This window comes from Weizmannia sp. FSL W8-0401, assembly GCF_038009125.1.
Taxonomy (GTDB): domain Bacteria; phylum Bacillota; class Bacilli; order Bacillales; family Bacillaceae_C; genus Weizmannia; species Weizmannia coagulans.
This window is the reverse complement of the sequence record NZ_JBBPAG010000001.1, coordinates 2,525,119-2,542,928: the sequence shown is the minus strand read 5'-3', so window position 1 is coordinate 2,542,928 and position 17,810 is coordinate 2,525,119. Positions and strand designations below refer to the sequence as shown.

Below are 17,810 nucleotides of genomic sequence, written 5' to 3'. Positions count from 1 at the left end.
GGTACCAGACAGGGGAGGTTATGATTTTTATTATGAAAGAAAATTTTTGGCGCGATTTACCACGGCCATTTTTTATACTGGCACCCATGGAAGATGTGACGGACGTTGTTTTTCGCCATGTTGTAAGTAAAGCGGGCAGGCCGGATGTGTTTTTTACAGAGTTTACAAACACGGAAAGTTATTGCCATCCCGAGGGGAACCAAAGTGTGCGCGGCCGCTTGGCGTTTACGGCGGATGAGCAGCCGATTGTGGCCCATATATGGGGGGACAAGCCCGAATATTTCCGACAAATGAGCATGGGCATGGAAAAACTCGGGTTCAGCGGTGTGGATATCAATATGGGCTGCCCTGTGCCGAATGTAGCAACAAAGGGGAAGGGAAGCGGCCTGATCCGCCGTCCGGATGTTGCTGCTGAACTCATACAAGCCGCAAAAGCAGGCGGACTGCCTGTGAGTGTAAAGACGAGGCTTGGTTACACGTATGTGGATGAATGGCGGGACTGGCTTACGCACATATTGAAACAGGACATCGTGAACCTTTCCATCCATTTGCGTACAAGAAAGGAAATGAGCAAAGTGGACGCCCACTGGGAACTCATTCCGGAGATCAAAAAACTGCGTGATGAGGTGGCGCCGGATACCCTTTTGACCATTAATGGGGATATCCCTGACCGCCAAACCGGCCTTAGATTAGCCCGCCAGTACGGTGTCGACGGGATTATGATCGGGCGCGGCATTTTTAAAAATCCGTTTGCTTTTGAAAAAGAGCCGAAAGAGCACAGCAGCAAGGAATTGCTTGATCTTTTAAGACTGCATCTGGATCTCTTTGACAAATATTCAACAGAACTGGAGCCGCGCCCGTTTCCACCGCTTCGCCGCTTTTTTAAGATCTATGTCAAAGGCTTCCGGGGAGCGAGCGAGTTGCGAAACCAACTAATGAGCACAGATTCAACAGATGAAGTGCGCACCTTGCTTGATCACTTTGAAACAAAACAGATGGAGGGGGAAACGGTATAGCATTCCCCCTGAATACCCCCGATACAAAAACAGCCCGGTTTTTATATCTTTTTCATCGCAATAGATGCGCGGCTGTGCCAAACGGCAGGAAAGCCCCGTAGGCCAATACACCCGGCTCTTTCCATCTGCCGCGGCACCCGCACCGGCATATGATTCAGCCGTTGAAACGGCTCCCGCAGAAAAGAAACCCATCGTTCTGGGTTTTCAGCCGTTTTGGCGGATCAGAAATCCCTGCTGCCCCTTATGCAGTTGAAATGCCTGAAACTTTTTCTGCTGCCGCCCGTATAAAAAAGTAACAATGATGAGGAGGGGAAAGTGCCATGTCTGAAAAAGGGTGCGTGAAGTGCGGGTCTAAGCATGCGGGGAAAAAAGAAGTGGCAATGACGGGAACAGGTCTGTCAAAATTATTTGATGTCCAGAACAACACATTCATTGTCGTGTATTGCAAAAACTGCGGTTATTCGGAGTTCTATCATAAACAAACTTCCACCGCCTCTAATATTCTGGACTTATTCTTCGGGGGCTAAATCCGGGGAGGTGCTTATAATTGGAAACGAAGCTGATTATCATACGGGGAAACTCCGGAAGCGGAAAAACAACGATCGCCAAAAGGCTTCAAAGCCATTTGGGGCCGGGAACGCTTCTTGTCTCACAAGATACTGTCCGGCGTGAAATGTTAAAGGTGCCGGACAAAGAAGGAAACCTCTCTGTTGAGTTCATTCGCCAAATTGCGGAATATGGCAAAGGAAAATGCAGATTTGTGATTGTCGAAGGCATTTTAAACAAAAACCGTTACGGGGAAATGTTGTCCCGTTTAATGAAATTCTACCATCCAAAGGCGTATATTTATTATTTTCGCTTAACGTTTTGGGAAACAGTCAGACGCCATAATATGCGTTTGAAAAAAACGGAATTCGGGGAAGAAGCTTTGCGTACCTGGTGGAATCCGAGAGACGAACTGGGGGTGAAAGGGGAAACCATGTTAACAAATGAAATGTCACAGGATGAAATCATAAAACTGATGGCGGATCAACTGGAAATTGATCTTTAATTTTGTATATCGGAATATGCTGCATGGGAAAAGCGAAAAGCCATATCTCTTGCCAGGAATTGAAATGAAGAAAACATGTTTAAAGGTGATGGAATGTATTCAGATATAAATGAACCTCGACAAACATTATCCAAAGATGCAATAAAGGTTTGGATCATACGTGAGACGCTGGAGGCCGGAGCAGGGGTTGTGGTTCTCGCCGTGTTGCTTTATCTCGACCATCGCTTTGCCTGGCCGGCATGGATCGGCTGGATATTATACGGTTTACTCGTGTTGGATATAGGCAGTATGATCTGGTCATGGATAAGTTCGTATTTTCGCTATAAAAATTGGCGTTACGATGTGAACGAAGAATTTTTACAAATGAAATTGGGTGTGCTGAACGAAAAACATTCTTTGGTTCCGATGACCAAAATCCAATCGGTTGCAACCGAACAAGGCCCCATTTTAAAGAAATACAGGCTCTGTTCCGTGACTGTGGACACCATGGGGACGTCCCATACCATTCCGGCTCTGCCTAAAGAGGAGGCCATTGCGTTAAGAAACCGAATTGCGCGTTATGCAAAAATCAGGGAGGTGGAGTCGTGAAGAAAAAACGGTACCATCCCCTTTTGATCTTGTTTCGTATCGGTGATTTTGTAAAAAGCTATTTCATCCTTTTCATTATCTTATTTATCGTAAATGCCGGTTCCCATTCTCCCGTGCTTACATATGGCAGATATTTGTTTTTGCTCTTTTTTGCAATCGTGATGGTATATCATTTTTTGAAATGGTACACACATAAATATGCACTGGATGAAAGCGCCTTTCATCTGTATAGAGGCATATTCAACAAAACAGAACGAACGATTCCTTTTTCGAAAATCCAAAACATTAACCGCCATACATCCTTTTTTCACCGGATTTTTCATGTCACCTCTGTCAGCTTTGAAACCGGTATCTCCGGGGATGAAGCGGCCGTGTTATTTGAAGTGATTACCCGGAAAGAAGCGGAAAGAATCATTGACATCGTACAGAATGATAAGCGTAAAACGTTTGAACCGGATGCGGAAGAAAAGGAAAAGGAACGGGTGGTCCATTTTAAACCGACGAGAAAAGATACGTTAAAAGCAAGTTTTACATCTTTAAGCCCGCTTGCCGTCATCCCTGTATTTTTTTCTTTTTATTCGAATGTGGACGATATTGTTGATATTGATAAAAAGGCGAGAGGGATGCTCTCTTATATAATCAGTTCCTGGTGGATTGTATCGGGTATTGTTCTTTTTGTGGCCCTTATTGCGGTGATTTTCGGCATGGCACGGACCTTTTTGAAGTATGGGAAATATGAAATCTCCTCTGATGATGAGCGGATTTATATTACCAAAGGGGTAATTGAAGAAACGTCTTTTTTTATCGAAAAGCATAAAGTGCAGGCTGTTGAAGTGGAACAGTCTTTGTTGAAACGGCTGCTCGGGCTGGCGGAAGTAAAGCTGACGAGTGCAGGAAGGCTTGACTTTGAAGGGGAGAAACTTGAATTAAACTCGCTGTATCCTTTTTTGCCGGTTAAAAGGGCGTACGAAATCATAAACGAGATATTGCCGGACTATGAAGTGGCACAGGAGATGAGGCAGCTTCCCAAGAAATCTTTATGGGTCCGGCTGCTTGCCCCGAGCTGGATTTGGATCATCGCCACAGTCGTGTTATATTTTTGGAAGCCAGAAATTTTCGGCTTGCGTGTTCCGTGGTGGCTTTTGTCCGCTTTTCTGTTCGTATCGATACTGGTCGCAAGATGGATCGGTTATTTACATACGAAATATGTATTGAATGACCGTTTTATTCAGTTACAATCGGGCATTTTTACGACTTCTTTGTTCCTTTCCAAGCGGGAAAAAGTGATTGAAGTGCGCGTTTCCCGGAACTTTTTTCAAAAATGGCTGGGCCTTGCCTCCATTGAAACGATGAATCGTGCAAAACCGATTCAATTTAACGGGGTAAAGGATGTCCCCACCGAATTTGCCTGGATGTTTTACAAATGGTATATGGGGCGGGGAAAGGAAGTTAAAGTGGAATGACTGTTTTGGCCTTCATATGATCACGGTTTTCATGCAGTCCCGGCACATGCCGGGAGTAGAGGAGGGATCTGATTGACGTTTATCCTTTGGACGGCCATTGTGATTTTATTCATCTTAAGTTTTGCAGGCATCATCTATCCTGTCATTCCATCTATTGTGATGCTGTGGGCCGGATTTGCAGTCTATCAGTTTTTCATTAATCCGCATGCATTGTCTGTCTGGTTTTGGATCAGCATGGTCATCTTAAGCATTGTCCTTATTGCGGCGGATATCATTGCAAACGGATATTTTGTAAAAAAATACGGCGGGTCCAAAATATCTGAAAGGGTTGCTGCGGTTGCAACGATTGTTGGCTCTTTTGTCATTCCGCCTTTTGGAATTATCCTTGTTCCGTTTGTTTGTGTATGTATAACGGAGATCCTGATGACGAAAAATCCCGTCCAGGCTGTAAAAGTGGGCGTTGCCACGATCATTGGGTTTCTTAACAGCAGTATCGCCAAAGCATTCATACAGATCGTCATGATCGTTTGGTTTGGTTTAGCCGTTTCTTTTTAACGGATTTTCGGTTTCTTTTACGGCAGCCGGTTGCATAATAGAAAAAAGCCCCGTTAACACAGGGCTTTTTTCTATTATGCTTCAAGAAGATCGGCATCTTCCTGTTGATATATTTTTTTGTCCATTTCGCCGGTGATTTTGCCGGTTAAAATACCGGCAGTCATGGCGCCGCTGACATTTAATGCCGTCCGGCCCATGTCAATCAGCGGTTCAACAGAGATCAGAAGGCCGACAATCGCAATCGGCAGGTTGAGCACTGACAAGACAATCAGGGATGCGAAAGTGGCGCCCCCGCCGACACCCGCAACGCCGAATGAGCTGACAACGACAACAAGGATCAGCGTAATAATGAAAGACGGGCTTGCCGGGTTGATGCCGGCAGAAGGGGCAACCATAATGGCCAGCATTGCCGGATAAATGCCGGCGCAACCGTTTTGCCCGATGGACAGGCCAAAGGAAGCCGAAAAATTGGCGATCCCTTCTGAAATGCCGAAACGTTTTGTTTGTGTTTCAATGTTGAGCGGCAGCGTGCCAGCACTGGAACGGGAAGTAAAGGCAAAGGTGAGTGCCGGCAGCGCCTTTTGCACATATCGTACCGGGCTCAATTTTGCCAGGCTGATAAGCAGCAAATGAACCAGGAACATGACGATAATCGCTGTATAAGAAGCCAGCACAAACTTTGCCAGTTTTACAATCGCGCCATAGTCGCTTGAGGCTGTGACCTTGGTGATCAATGCGAGCACTCCATATGGCGTTAATCTTAAAATAAGGGTAACCACCCGCATCACGATCGTATACAAAGTATCAATAATTTTTGCAAAATGTTCCGCCTGCTCAGGTTGTTTGCGTTTTACCCCGAGATAGGCCATCCCCAATATGGCGGAGAAAATCACCACCGCGATTGTGGAAGTCGGGCGTGCGCCGGTTAAATCTGCAAACGGGTTATTTGGCAGAAAGGAAACGATTTGTTGCGGAATGGTCATGTCTTTTACGCTGGCGACGCTTGTTTTCAGTTCCGCATTCCGTGCGGCTTCAGCGGCACCCTGCGTTAAGTGGATGCCATCCAGCCCGTAAAGAAGCGCGGATCCGATTCCGAGCGCAGCGGCAATCGCAGTTGTGCCAAGTAAAAACGCGAGTACAAGAAAGCTGATTTTTCCTATGTTTTTGGTTAATTTCAGCCTCGTAAACGCCGCTAAAATGGAAATGGAGACAAGCGGCATGACGACCATTTGCAACAGCGAAACATAACCGCTGCCGACAATATTAAGCCAGTCGATCGTATGGTTGGTCACATACGACGCCGTGCCGTACAAGAAATGCAGGATAATGCCGAAAACGATGCCAATGCCCAATGCCGAGAAAACGCGTTTTGAAAACGAAACATGTTTTCTTTGCATGGCATACAAACCGGCCAAAAGGATCATGAAGACGGCCAGATTGATGATAATGTATAAAATGTCCAACTTTTCCCCTCCTTTTGTTAACATTTTTCATCTTAATCATCTTATTCCGATATGTCAAGTGAGGTATTTGGCGGCGGAATTTTATCTCCCATTGGGTACTTGTCCGTTTCAATCTGTTCTTTTCTTTCATTTAATATATTGAAAAAAGAATGGGAGGTGAAGAGTTTGGAAAAACGGCGGAAAAAGACACCAGTCGTCCCTTGGATGCACGATCATCATGACGATGGGAGAGCGGACAATACCAATGCAGGAAACAGCGCTGTACAGCCTGAAGACCGTTACGATCATACCGGCAATGTAAGCAGCACCGGCAATCAATCCAATCGTACCAGCAACACGGTATTTTGCGAACCGCGGTATGTTTATAAGGACACTTATGTTGAAAGAAACGTCACTTATGTGCACCCCATCATCCAGGTAAACAGGAAACATGTTGTAAACGTTCCGCGCCATGTTTATCAAAGATATGAACAGAACATTACAGTAGATCCGGGTATTCCGGATGAATGCGATCGTTGTGATGAGTAATGAAAAGAAACGCCCCGATTAAAACCGGGAACTTTTAAGCCGGATCCAATGGTTTCCGGCTTTCTTTTTTTTCAAACACGATGAAGCGGCGGGCCGTTTACCGGGGGTACTGCGGGAATACCGGTAAAGGAATGAGACATTGAATTAGGATAAAAATAAATTGAAATATAATAACAATTTATTGTAAAACGATAAATCATGTGCTAAAATCAAAACGACAATTCATCAGTGAGGTGTTTTTTTATGAAACGGGGATCAACCCTCTTTTTAAGGCTGGCGGTCATTTTGATTGGCATCCCGATACTTGCTTTGTGCATTTTTGTGGTACCGGAAATCGGAAAACTGGCAGCCCGCCTGGTTCCGGATTTTGCTTTTATGGAATTTCTCGTGCTGCTTGTGATGTACGGGGCGGCACTCCCTTTTTACTTTGCATTGTACCAGGCTTTCATACTCTTGGGTTTGATAGACAAAAACACTGCTTTTTCGGCAAATTCCGTAACAGCTCTGAAAAAAATTAAATCCTGTGCCGCAGCGATCGGCCTGTTGTACGTGGCAGGCAGCCCGCTTTTTTATCTTATGGCGGATAGAGATGATGCCCCGGGGATTCTCGCCATTTGTTTTTTCATTATTTTTGCATCAGCGGTCATCACCGTCTTTGCCGCTGTGCTTGAGAGGCTTTTGCAGGAAGCAATCGAAATGAAAAATGAAAATGATTTAACGGTCTGAGGTGGAAAATATGGCGATCATCATCAATATTGATGTCATGCTGGCAAAAAGGAAAATGAGTGTGACGGAACTTTCGGAGCGGGTCGGCATTACCATGGCCAATCTGTCGATATTGAAAAACGGGAAAGCAAAGGCGATCCGGTTATCCACTTTGGACGCGATATGCAAGGCGTTGGAATGCCAGCCCGGCGATATTTTGGAATACCGGGGAACAGAGGAGGAGTGACCATGGAGGCAACCGTTCAAAAGCATATTCAGAAAAAAACGGCAAGGCTGCGAATGAAGCGGGTGCTCATCCAACTCCTCTCATTTGCCCGGGAGCAGGCCCTGTCCTGCCTGTTTCCTGTTGTGATTTTTGCGTCTTTGGCGCTGACAAAAATCGTGCCGCTCCCATTTTTGCCACGGTATGACTGGCTGCTCATCATTTGCCTTTTCATGCAATGGTGGATGGTGCATTCCCGGCTTGAAACAGTGGACGAATTAAGGGTTATTACATTGTTCCACCTGATTGGGCTTGCACTGGAAATTTTTAAAATTCATATGGGTTCCTGGTCTTATCCGGAAAAAGGGTATGTGAAAATTTTGGGTGTGCCATTGTACAGCGGCTTCATGTATGCGAGCGTCGCAAGTTACATTTGCCAGGCGTGGCGGAGGCTTGAAGTTGGGCTCGTGAAATGGCCGCCATTTCTTGCCGTTTTTCCGCTTGCTGCCGCTATTTACTTGAATTTCTTTACCCACCATTTTTGGATCGACATTCGCTGGTGGCTTTCCGCGCTTGTTCTCGTTGTTTTTTGGAAATCCCGGGTTACATACATGGTAAACGGCACCCGCTACAGCATGCCGGTTGCCCTCTCGTTTGTACTGATCGGATTTTTCATTTGGATCGCTGAAAATATCGCAACGTTTTTTGGCGCCTGGCAATATCCGGATCAGGCCGGCACCTGGAGCCCTGTCCATTTCGGCAAAGTAAGCTCCTGGCTCTTGCTTGTGATTGTCAGCTTTTTGATCGTGGCGGTATTGAAGCAGGTAAAAGGAAATATGCCGGGCGGGAAAAAGGCGGGGGTGGTTGAAAAAAAATGATGCAAAAATCTTCATTCTATTTTCAAAGTGTCTCTAAACGGATTTCAGGGACGTTTTTTTCCTGGATTGCCGGCTGTGCTTAAAACATACAAATGCAAGCATGACATCTTTTAGCCTTTACCAAAATTGTTAAATTTGTGGTTTCCATCCATCTCTAAAAACCATCGCTTCTGCCGATATAAATATAGAAAGTAAAATAAAGGCAGAAAAGAGGTAGAGAACTTGCATTTAACCGTGTCCCGCAAATTATTTTTAGTATTTGGATCCATCTTGTCACTCTTGATTATTGTCTCAGCCGGCGCTTATATTGGCTTAAACAAGCTGGACAGCACGTATGCCAAGCTGGTCGGTATCCAAACGAAAAACCTGGATTCCGCCAAAAATATAAAGATCAGTGTGAGGGAACAGTCAGCCGCAGTACGGGGGTATTTGCTGACAGGCGAACCGGCTTATTTAGATGACTATAAAGAGGCGACCAACAACTATAAAGCCCAAAGCAAAGCATTGCTGCGCCGCTTGACCGACCCATCAAACATCAGCAATGTTAAAGAGCAGCAAGCATTATTTAATCAGTACACTGCGATCTTAGATGAGGAAATTGCCTATAAACAAAATGGGCAGGAGAAAAAGGCATTGCAGCTTGTATCTACTTCCGGGCGGCAAATAGGCAAGGAACTGGGCGACCAAACTGATGCGCTTGTGAAAGGGATCAACCACGTGCTGGATGTTGAAAAGCAAAAAAATGAAAAAACCGTTCACTTCCTTATTTTGCTGATCAGCAGCATCTCGGCTGTTTCCATTTTGGTCGGAATCGTGCTGCTCCTGCTGCTGAGCCGGGCAATCTCAAGGCCGGTACGGGTTGTCTCCGAAGCCATCAAAAACATTACGGAAGGCCGTTTGAATATAGAAAAAGTGCATGTGAAAAATAAGGACGAGCTGGGGCAAATGGCCGGCTTATTAAATGAAATGACTGCAGATTTAAGAAAGATCATCAGCCAGGTCAGCGAAGCTTCCGAACAGGTTTCAGCCAGCAGCCAGGAGCTGGCGGCGAGTGTCGAACAAAGCAACCAGGCTTCTGAACATATTGCCGAGGTCACCCAGGAGGCAGCTGAAAAGACGGATCACGAAATGGTCCAAATCCAGCAAGTAACAGCAACCGTAGGACAAATGTCGCTGGAATTGCACAAAATCGCCGGAAACAGCGAAGACATGAAAAAAGCGGTTGAAATTGCAAATACGCTGACAAAAGAAGGGGACAGGGCCGTTTCAAATGTTCAAAACCAAATGAATCATATCGAAAAGACAGTTGCCAATGCCTCTGACATTATCCGCAGCCTGGAGAAAAGATCCGAGGAAATCAGCCGGATCATGGGAATTATTACGTCCATTGCAGAGCAGACGAATTTGCTGGCTTTAAACGCAACGATTGAAGCGGCAAGAGCCGGGGAACATGGCCAGGGATTTGCGGTGGTGGCAAATGAAGTCAGAAAGTTGGCGGAAGAGTCTAAAAACTCTGCGGATGAAATACGGACAATGGTTTCCAATATCCAAACGGAAATGGCACATGCAGTCAAAGCGATGGAAGAAGGCCATCATCAGATCAATACAGGGCTGAAAGAATCTTCGGATGCAGGCGCTGCATTTATCAAAATCTCTGAATCGATGAACAATGTGTTGGGAAAAGTGCAGGAAGTGGCAGCTTCGGTTGAGTCATTGGATGACCAGGGCGCCCAAATCACAAAAACGCTGGAAGAACTGGCGGTTATTTCCACTAAGACCGCTGAAGCCAACCAGGAAAGCAGTGCAGCAACCGAGGAGCAGCTGGCAACGATGGAAGAAATCTCGTCCCTCTCTAACGCACTTGCCCATTTGGCCCAGGACCTGCATGATGGCATCCAGCATTTTAAATTGTAATTATCCGGACCGCGCCGATCGAACGCCTTTAAAAGGGCAAAAGCCGGCAACCTTTCTGCGGCAAAGGGGCAACTTCTTCTGAAGCAAAATCAAAAAAATTACATCAAAAGCCTGCACGCCGCAAGAACTTGAGGGAAAGTTATCCAGAGATGTGGAAAGAATGGTGTATAAACATGTGAATTTCACCAGCCATAAAATCCAGAAGAAAGGGTGGACATGGTATCATTCTTTTTTCAGTATGATGGGCAAATTTTTCATTTGCAGGCTCATCATTGCGGTGGTGAGGAAAATCAACAGGGGAAAGGTGTCTGTAACCTAAAAGGCTGCCGAAATTTTACCGGCAGCCTTTGCTGTTCCCGCATAAAAAGTACATGTGCACGAAAGGCTCAGCCCGCTCCAAACCTGCAAAAACATATTTTCTATGTCAAAATTCCTGCAAATCTTATACAATAGAAGTAATACGACCAAAACGTGGTGAAACGAATGGACCAGATCATGAAGAAAGTTGTCGAAGCGAGTTATCTGACGGCGGATTCTGCTGCCCAGTACCGCGTGATTTTGCGCTTCTTTTACAGGCAGCATGAAAGGATGCGCGACTTTATTTCGCCGGAGGAAGTGCTCGAATATTTGCGCTCGCTCCCGGCTTTTCACGATTATGAAGAAGAACAGCTGCACCAGCAGTTGGCCCAACTGGTAAAATGGAATAACCTGGTTGCCCGCCAGGATATGACAAATGCCAAAACCATCGAAGAATATAAGAAAAAAAGATTCCGCTACCAGTGTACGCCTTACACAGTGGAAATCGAGCGGATGCTGATCCAGCTTGAAAAACTGGGGGACCAGTTCCAGGGATCGCTCGAACGTTCGCAATTTGACCGTCTGCTCGCCTCTTTGGCAAAACTGGAAGAAGAACTGAAACAGCCGTTGGACAAACCTGCAGCCCACTACATGCACATTTGGGATGACATTTTTCACTTTTTCGGGACCATCCGGACAAATACAGCGGATTACATAGCCTATATCAATAGCGAAAAGACATCACAACGGATGCAGACGGAAGCCTTCCTCGTATATAAAAACCAATTCACGGCTTATTTGCGTGATTTTATCGTCTCGTTGCAAAAAACATCGCTGCAAATCCGGGAAAGGTTGCGGGAACTGGATACGCATATATTGGCGCCGCTTTTTGAAAAACTCGTGGAACACAGGCGCCAAATTCCCCGCTTGGAAGATACGGCTGCTTCCGGACAAGAATGGCTGGAAGAATTCCGGGAATACTGGGAGTCTTTGCGGCGGTGGTTTCTTGGGGCCAGCTCCTCCCAAAGTGAACTGGAAATGCTGCAGATGCAGACAAATGAAATGATCCGGAGGATGGCCCGTTATGTTCAGCGGATCAGTGAACGCCAGCAACATTTCCGGAGCCGGAAAAAAGATTATTTGCACCTTTCCAAATGGTTTGCCGGGTGCCGTAATCTGGAAGAGGCCCATCAATTGTCATCCGTCGTGTTCGGGACGGTGACGGTACGGCATTTGCACCTGGAGGAGGCGACAACGGACAATCTTCATGCCGAGACATGGGAAGAACAGCCGGAGATGCGGGAAATCAAGCCGCGAACGAACCGGTACCGCGAGAAAACAAAGCCAGGCGCTTTCCGTTCTAACCATGAGCAGAAAGAAAAGCAGCGGCTCGCCTATTTAAAAGAGCGCGAACAGGAAAAGCAGCTGATTGAAAAATATATGAAAAACGGGGAGATTCGCCTTGCTGAAATCGGGATAGTGGAGCCGTTTGTCCGGAAAGTGCTGCTCGGCTGGATCGGAAAATCGATGGCAGCGAAAAACCATGAAGTAAAAACGGATTACGGGATGTCCGTAAAAGTTGTGATTGACCCGGATCGGATCATCACACTGGATGCAGAAGACGGGAAACTGATCATGCCGGATGCTGTATTTGAATTATCGGGAGGAGAGCGCTGATGAACCCGGTACATATTTTGGCTGAAAAAGGAGTACAGGGGATAGCCCGGTTTATCCGCGGCGAACTGATGGGCACGGGGATGGCACCGGATGCCATATTTGAACTGTCAGGAGGAGAGTACTGATGGATCCGTTACAAGTTTTTGATGAAAAAGCGGTGCAGGGGATGGACCTGTTATTCCATCATTACTGGATTTTGCGGTCTGAGCACCCGGACTGGTACCAGCTCATCCGCGAGCGCGAAAAAGTGCTGCGCCGTTACATCAGCGAGAAATTCGGGCTCAGGCTGATCATCCACCAGCATTTTATCAAACTTGAAAAAATCCCGGTGGAACCGGAAAGCTGGATGGGCATCCCGCATTTTCAGGAGCCGATGGATTATGCGATTTTTTGCTGCGCGCTTTCTTTTCTGGAAGGAAAAGCGGTGGATGAACAGTTCCTCTTGTCGGAGATGTGCCAGGAGATCCAAAACGATTATCCTGTGGAAGATGGGCTGGACTGGACGCTTTATCTTCACCGGAAGTCGCTCATCCGGGCGGTCCGGGCACTGATGGAATTCCATCTGATCCGGACAATAGACGGCGATATTTCCAGGTTTGACACTTACGAAGACCAGGAAGTCCTATATGAAGCGACCGTTTACAGCCGCTATTTTCTAAGAAGCTTTCCGGATGATTTTACAAGTTATGCGGACTGGACCGGGCTCCTTGAAGAAGACTGGAAACAGAATCAGGAAGATGAACGGCGCAAGCGGGTGTACCGGAAATTGTTTTTCTCCCCCGGCCTGCACCGGAAAGATACGCAGGACCCCGATTTTCTTTATATCCGCAATTTCCGCAACCGGCTTTTTGAGGACATTGAAGAACACAGCCGTTATAAGCTCCATGTTTTTAAAAACACAGCCTTTTTATCTGCCGCAGAACCGCGGAGTTACCACCATGTTTACCCGAATGCAAAAGGTTCTACGGATCTGATGCTGCAGTTGTCAAAGACGCTGCATGACCACCCGGAAAAATACGTTCCGAATGAAGCGGGGGAAATTTTGCTTACGGAAGGCGAATTTGAAGCGGTCATTGACGAGATGCGCTCCCGCCTCGAACGCGGATGGCCGAAACATTTCCGGGACGCCGGCACAAAGGCGGTATGTGCGGAATTGGTCGAAACGATGAAAGAATGGATGATGGCGGAAGCGGATGAAGCGGCGGGGCTGATCCGGATAAAACCGCTGTTGGGCGTGCTTGCAGGCGAGTATCCAGCTGATTTTGAGAAAGGGGTTGAGCAACCGTGACAGAAGGAAAATGGGTGATGAACCGCGCCGGCCTGTTAAATTTTTGGTATTATGACGATGAAATTTTTGAATTTGCGGACGGAAAGCTGTTGTTGCGCGGCACAAACGGTTCGGGGAAATCGGTGACGATGCAAAGCATTTTACCGGTTTTGCTGGACGGAAAAAAGACGCCTGACCGGCTTGATCCGTTCGGGTCAAAAGCAAGGAAGATGGAAGATTACCTGCTTGGGGAAAAGGAAGTGTCCGGCCATGACGAGCGGACCGGCTACTTGTTTCTGGAATACCAAAAGCAGGGGACAAAACAGTATATCACAACGGGCATCGGCATGCAGGCAAAGCGGCATAAAACGTTAAAATCATGGTATTTCGTCCTGACCGACAACCGCAGGATCGGCTACGATTTTGAACTGGCGCACACCCGCCAGTCAGAGCGGATCCCGTTGTCTGCAAAAGAGCTTGAAAACCGGATCGGGTCCGGGGGGTATCTCGTCCACTCGCAGAAAGAATATATGGAACTGGTGAACAAATATATTTTCGGTTTTCAGTCGATGGAAGCCTTTGAAGATTTAATCAAGCTTTTGATTCAGCTGAGAAGCCCGAAACTGTCAAAAGATTTCAAGCCGACGGTCATTTATGAAATCCTCGAGTCCGCGCTGCCGCCTTTGACGGATGACGAGCTCCGCCATTTGTCCGACACGATTGAAAGCATGGACGAAACGGAGCAGCAGCTTGAGCAGCTTGAACGGGAGCACGAATCGGCAAAGAAACTGGTGCGCCAATACGATCTTTACAATCAATATATTTTAGCGGAACGCGCCCAAAAATGGCGGGAGGCCGAAAGCAGGCTGCAGGACGCCAAGCAGGACGCCAGCACGTTAGAAACCCGCTCTGAATCACTGCGCGGCGTGATTGAAAATCTGGAAGAAGAGAAAAAGCATTACGAACAAAAACGCGACGTTTTAAAAGCAGAACAGGAACGGCTGCAGCACCATGAAGTTTGGCGCCTTGAGAAAGAAAAAGGGGAGAAACAGGCCAGGGCTGAAAAGTTAAAAAGTGAAGCAGCGGATCTGGAGAAAAAGTGGGAAGCAAAGAAAAGCCAGCTTTTGGACATCCGCCTGGAGCAGGACCGGTTGGAAACAGAAAACAGCAAGGATGAATCCAGTATGCAGGAGATACTGGATGAACTGGCACTGGATGCCGGGGATGCAGCTTTTACCGGGCACGGGATAAACGCCGGGGATTTTTCGCGGCATGAGGGGGAAGCTTTTGATTTTTCGGTTTGGAAGCGGGAAACGAAACAGCACAGCGGACTTTTGCAAAAGCTGCGGCAACTGGCCGGAGAAGTGGAGCGGCTTCACGAAGCGCATCTGAAACTGCAGCGCCAGTCATCTGCCAAAAAGCAGGAAATTGACGAACTCCGGAAACAACTCGACCATTTGGAAAACTGGTTTACCGAACAAAAGCAGGAGCTGGAAGATGCCGTGTTTTTGTGGATTGAACAGCATCCGGCCCTCTCTTTTACAGACGAGCGGCTCCGGCGTATTGCCGGCGCGCTGGACGGGCTGTACGAAGAAAACCGTTATGAAGCGGTCAGGGAAGAAATTGTGGACGCGGCAAATGATTATATTTTGCAAGTGCGGACGGAAATTTCACGCGCGGAGCAGGAACAAAAGGCGAAAGAACAGGAATTGGCCGAAGCCGAAGAAACGCTTGTGTATTGGCAAAACTTGAAACTTGCCAACCCGGAACGCCCCGCAGATACGGAGGCTTTCCGTGCGCGTCTCCATGAATCAGGGAAACGCTATCTCCCGTTTTATGCCGCGGTGGAATTCCAGGATCATGTGGCCGATGCCCAAAAAGCCAGAATTGAAGCGGCACTCCGGCAGACGGGGATTTTGGACAGCCTGATTACGGAAGAACCGGTTACGCCTGTCCACGACCGGGTCATCCGCCCGAACCCGCACATTCTCGGATACACGCTTGCCGATTACTTAAAGCCGGATCCGGATGACGATAGCCCGGTATCAGCCGCGCGCATTGACGAAGTGCTGCGCAGCATTCCGCTTGAACCATCGGAGAGCGGTTTTCACATTGACGCGGATGGCTCTTTTTCAATCGGCTGCCTCGTTGGGCATGCCCCGGATGAAGGGCCTTCCAAATTTATCGGCAGAACGTCCCGGAAACGGTACCAGCAGGAAAAAATCAAAGAAACAGAGCAAAAGATTGCTGAAATCCGCCTTGCTCTTTTGCAAATGGAAAACAGCCTTTTAGACTGGGCCGGCAAAGTACAGGAAGCAGAAGATTGGAAAGCGGGCATTCCGGATGACAAAGATTTGCGCGACATTGAAGAACAGATGGAAAAAACGGCGCGCAGCCTGAAGCAGGAACAGGAATTTCTGAGCGACATCGACCGCGAATGGAAACAAGTATACCAGGATTTGCAAAACATCCGGCTGCAATTGCATGAGCAAGGGGCCGGCCTGAATCTTGCACTTCAAAGCGGCCCGCTCGATGAAGCGCTGGCTGCTGCGAAAAGTTATGAAGAACATCTTCACAATCTGGAGCTCACTTTTCAACGGTTGTTTTCCAGGCGCAAAATGCTCGCGCGCCTTGCTGCGGACATCCTTGAGAAAGAGCAGGAACTCGATGAAATCCGCGGTGAAGAGAACATCCGCCGGTCAGAATGGGAGAAAACAGCGGCAGATATCGAAGCGATTGAGCAGCAGCTGAAATTGCGGGGGATTGAGGAGGTCCGCGCCCGGATTCAGGCAGTCCAGCATGAATATGCAAGTACGGACGAAAAAATCAGGGAGATTTACGAAACGAAGCCGAAAAAAGAAGCAGAACTTGAAAAGTGCATAGCCGATTTGTCTCTTGCGAAAACGCGCGCCACATTTTGGGCAAATATGGCCGCGGAATGGGAGAAACTCGTAAAAGAAGAGCTTTCACTCGGCTTCGTGGAAAGCGGAGATACGGAACCGGAAAGCATTTTGGCGGCGTTTTCCGGCGTGCTGGAAAAATATGACCGCGCAAAATTAAATGAAAACCTGACAAAAATTTTTTTCAACGAACAATCGAATTTAACAGAGTACCGCATGTCCGAGTTTACAAAAGAAGCGGATCCGCCAGAATGGTTCACTGAAAAACTCGATGACTATTACGAAACGTTCAAAAAGGAATGGGAAGGTTTGCGGGGCCGCCGCCTCATCCAGATGGAATACCGCGGCCGCAGGGTGAGCCCGTATACGGTACTCGAGTCTCTTGAAAAAGAACTTTTAAACTTGCAAAGTTATTTGGATGAGCAGGACAGAAGGCTGTACGAGGATATTATCGTCAATACGGTTGGTGTCATCTTGCGGAACCGGATCCAGCGGGCAGCCAAGTGGGTGAAAGAAATGGACGCGATTATGAGAAACCGGGATAATTCGTCCGGACTTACTTTTTCGATTGCCTGGAAAGAAAAAACGGCGGAGTCCGAAGACGAGCTCGATACGAAAGATCTTGTCGCGTTGCTGCAGCGCAACAGCAAGTTTTTAAACGAGGACGATTTAAACCGGATTACAAAACACTTCCGCTCACGGATTGCGGCTGCCAAAGAACTGATTGAAATCCGCAATGAAGGGTCGACGCTCCATCAAGTTTTAAAAGAAGTGCTCGATTACCGGAAATGGTTCCAATTCGTGCTGTCATACAAACGTGCCGGCGAGCCGAAACGCGAGCTGAGCAATACTGCATTTTTCAAATTCAGCGGCGGGGAAAAAGCGATGGCCATGTATATTCCGCTTTTTACCGCAGCATATTCGCGCTATCTGGAGGCAGGAAGTATGGCGCCGTATATCATTTCGCTGGACGAAGCGTTTGCCGGGGTGGATGAAAACAATATCCGCGACATGTTCGAAGTCGTCGAGCAGCTCGGATTCAATTATATTATGAATTCGCAGGCGCTTTGGGGAGACTATGACACCATTTCCAGCCTTGCCATCTGCGAGCTTGTCCGCCCGAAAAACGCCAATTATGTCACAGTAATCCGCTACCGGTGGGACGGGCATAAACGGTCAATTGTGGAGAACCGGAAAGAAGCATTGGCAGGAGCTCCGGACCTGCTTTGAAAAGCATAGACTTGCCAGTGTGCGGCCGGGATGAAAGAAACCATTCCGGCCTCTT

16 protein-coding genes are annotated in these 17,810 nt (G+C 47.4%); 15 read left to right on the top strand and 1 reads right to left on the bottom strand.

Features of this window, described 5'->3' with window-relative positions:
• Positions 1-20 precede the first annotated feature (20 nt).
• From NSU00_RS12515 to NSU00_RS12490, 6 genes are all read left to right on the top strand, one after another.
• The gene (locus tag NSU00_RS12515; RefSeq protein ID WP_029713771.1) at positions 21-1,016 is read left to right on the top strand and encodes a tRNA dihydrouridine synthase; all 996 of its coding nucleotides are present in this window, start codon (positions 21-23) and stop codon (positions 1,014-1,016) included.
• 320 nt (positions 1,017-1,336) lie between these two features.
• Positions 1,337-1,543: a zinc ribbon domain-containing protein gene (locus tag NSU00_RS12510; RefSeq protein WP_017550109.1), complete on the top strand. Its 207-nt coding sequence runs from the start codon at positions 1,337-1,339 to the stop codon at positions 1,541-1,543.
• Between the two features lie 20 nt (positions 1,544-1,563).
• Positions 1,564-2,067: a kinase gene (locus tag NSU00_RS12505; RefSeq protein WP_340703744.1), complete on the top strand. Its 504-nt coding sequence runs from the start codon at positions 1,564-1,566 to the stop codon at positions 2,065-2,067.
• 93 nt (positions 2,068-2,160) lie between these two features.
• On the top strand, positions 2,161-2,655 hold the full coding sequence (locus NSU00_RS12500; RefSeq protein ID WP_026104894.1) for a PH domain-containing protein: 495 nt from the start codon (positions 2,161-2,163) through the stop codon (positions 2,653-2,655).
• On the top strand, positions 2,652-4,118 hold the full coding sequence (locus tag NSU00_RS12495; protein ID WP_340703743.1) for a PH domain-containing protein: 1,467 nt from the start codon (positions 2,652-2,654) through the stop codon (positions 4,116-4,118). Before NSU00_RS12500 ends, NSU00_RS12495 begins: the two co-directional genes overlap by 4 nt.
• Positions 4,119-4,190: 72 nt before the next feature.
• Entirely contained in the window at positions 4,191-4,673 is a 483-nt protein-coding gene (locus NSU00_RS12490; protein ID WP_017554820.1) for a DUF456 domain-containing protein, read from the top strand.
• A gap of 74 nt (positions 4,674-4,747) precedes the next feature.
• On the opposite strand, the gene NSU00_RS12485 is transcribed toward NSU00_RS12490, so the two are convergent.
• The gene (locus NSU00_RS12485) at positions 4,748-6,160 is read right to left on the bottom strand and encodes an L-cystine transporter (protein WP_340703742.1); all 1,413 of its coding nucleotides are present in this window, start codon (positions 6,158-6,160) and stop codon (positions 4,748-4,750) included.
• 141 nt (positions 6,161-6,301) lie between these two features.
• On the opposite strand from NSU00_RS12485, the gene NSU00_RS12480 reads away from it, so the two are divergent.
• The 9 genes from NSU00_RS12480 to NSU00_RS12440 all read left to right on the top strand — a co-directional run bounded on the left by NSU00_RS12480 (position 6,302) and on the right by NSU00_RS12440 (position 17,755).
• Positions 6,302-6,664: a hypothetical protein gene (locus NSU00_RS12480; RefSeq protein ID WP_061565001.1), complete on the top strand. Its 363-nt coding sequence runs from the start codon at positions 6,302-6,304 to the stop codon at positions 6,662-6,664.
• A gap of 243 nt (positions 6,665-6,907) precedes the next feature.
• On the top strand, positions 6,908-7,390 hold the full coding sequence (locus NSU00_RS12475) for a DUF2975 domain-containing protein (protein ID WP_061565000.1): 483 nt from the start codon (positions 6,908-6,910) through the stop codon (positions 7,388-7,390).
• 10 nt (positions 7,391-7,400) lie between these two features.
• Positions 7,401-7,616 carry a helix-turn-helix domain-containing protein gene (locus NSU00_RS12470; RefSeq protein WP_017554817.1) on the top strand — a complete coding sequence of 72 codons (216 nt, stop codon included), beginning with the start codon at positions 7,401-7,403 and terminating at the stop codon, positions 7,614-7,616.
• A gap of 2 nt (positions 7,617-7,618) precedes the next feature.
• A complete protein-coding gene (locus NSU00_RS12465) occupies positions 7,619-8,470 on the top strand; it encodes a DUF817 domain-containing protein (RefSeq protein ID WP_340703741.1) in 852 nt (283 codons plus the stop codon).
• Between the two features lie 222 nt (positions 8,471-8,692).
• Positions 8,693-10,384 (top strand): methyl-accepting chemotaxis protein, encoded by a 1,692-nt coding sequence (locus NSU00_RS12460; RefSeq protein WP_340703740.1) that lies wholly within the window; start codon positions 8,693-8,695, stop codon positions 10,382-10,384.
• Positions 10,385-10,867: 483 nt separating this feature from the next.
• Positions 10,868-12,358, top strand: coding sequence for a TIGR02677 family protein (locus NSU00_RS12455; protein WP_061564997.1), 1,491 nt, complete (start codon positions 10,868-10,870; stop codon positions 12,356-12,358).
• Positions 12,358-12,483 carry a hypothetical protein gene (locus NSU00_RS12450; RefSeq protein ID WP_017554812.1) on the top strand — a complete coding sequence of 42 codons (126 nt, stop codon included), beginning with the start codon at positions 12,358-12,360 and terminating at the stop codon, positions 12,481-12,483. The genes NSU00_RS12455 and NSU00_RS12450 overlap by 1 nt, the downstream gene beginning before the upstream one ends.
• Positions 12,483-13,646 carry a TIGR02678 family protein gene (locus NSU00_RS12445; RefSeq protein ID WP_340703739.1) on the top strand — a complete coding sequence of 388 codons (1,164 nt, stop codon included), beginning with the start codon at positions 12,483-12,485 and terminating at the stop codon, positions 13,644-13,646. Before NSU00_RS12450 ends, NSU00_RS12445 begins: the two co-directional genes overlap by 1 nt.
• Positions 13,643-17,755, top strand: coding sequence for a TIGR02680 family protein (locus NSU00_RS12440; protein ID WP_340703738.1), 4,113 nt, complete (start codon positions 13,643-13,645; stop codon positions 17,753-17,755). The genes NSU00_RS12445 and NSU00_RS12440 overlap by 4 nt, the downstream gene beginning before the upstream one ends.
• Positions 17,756-17,810 lie beyond the last annotated feature (55 nt).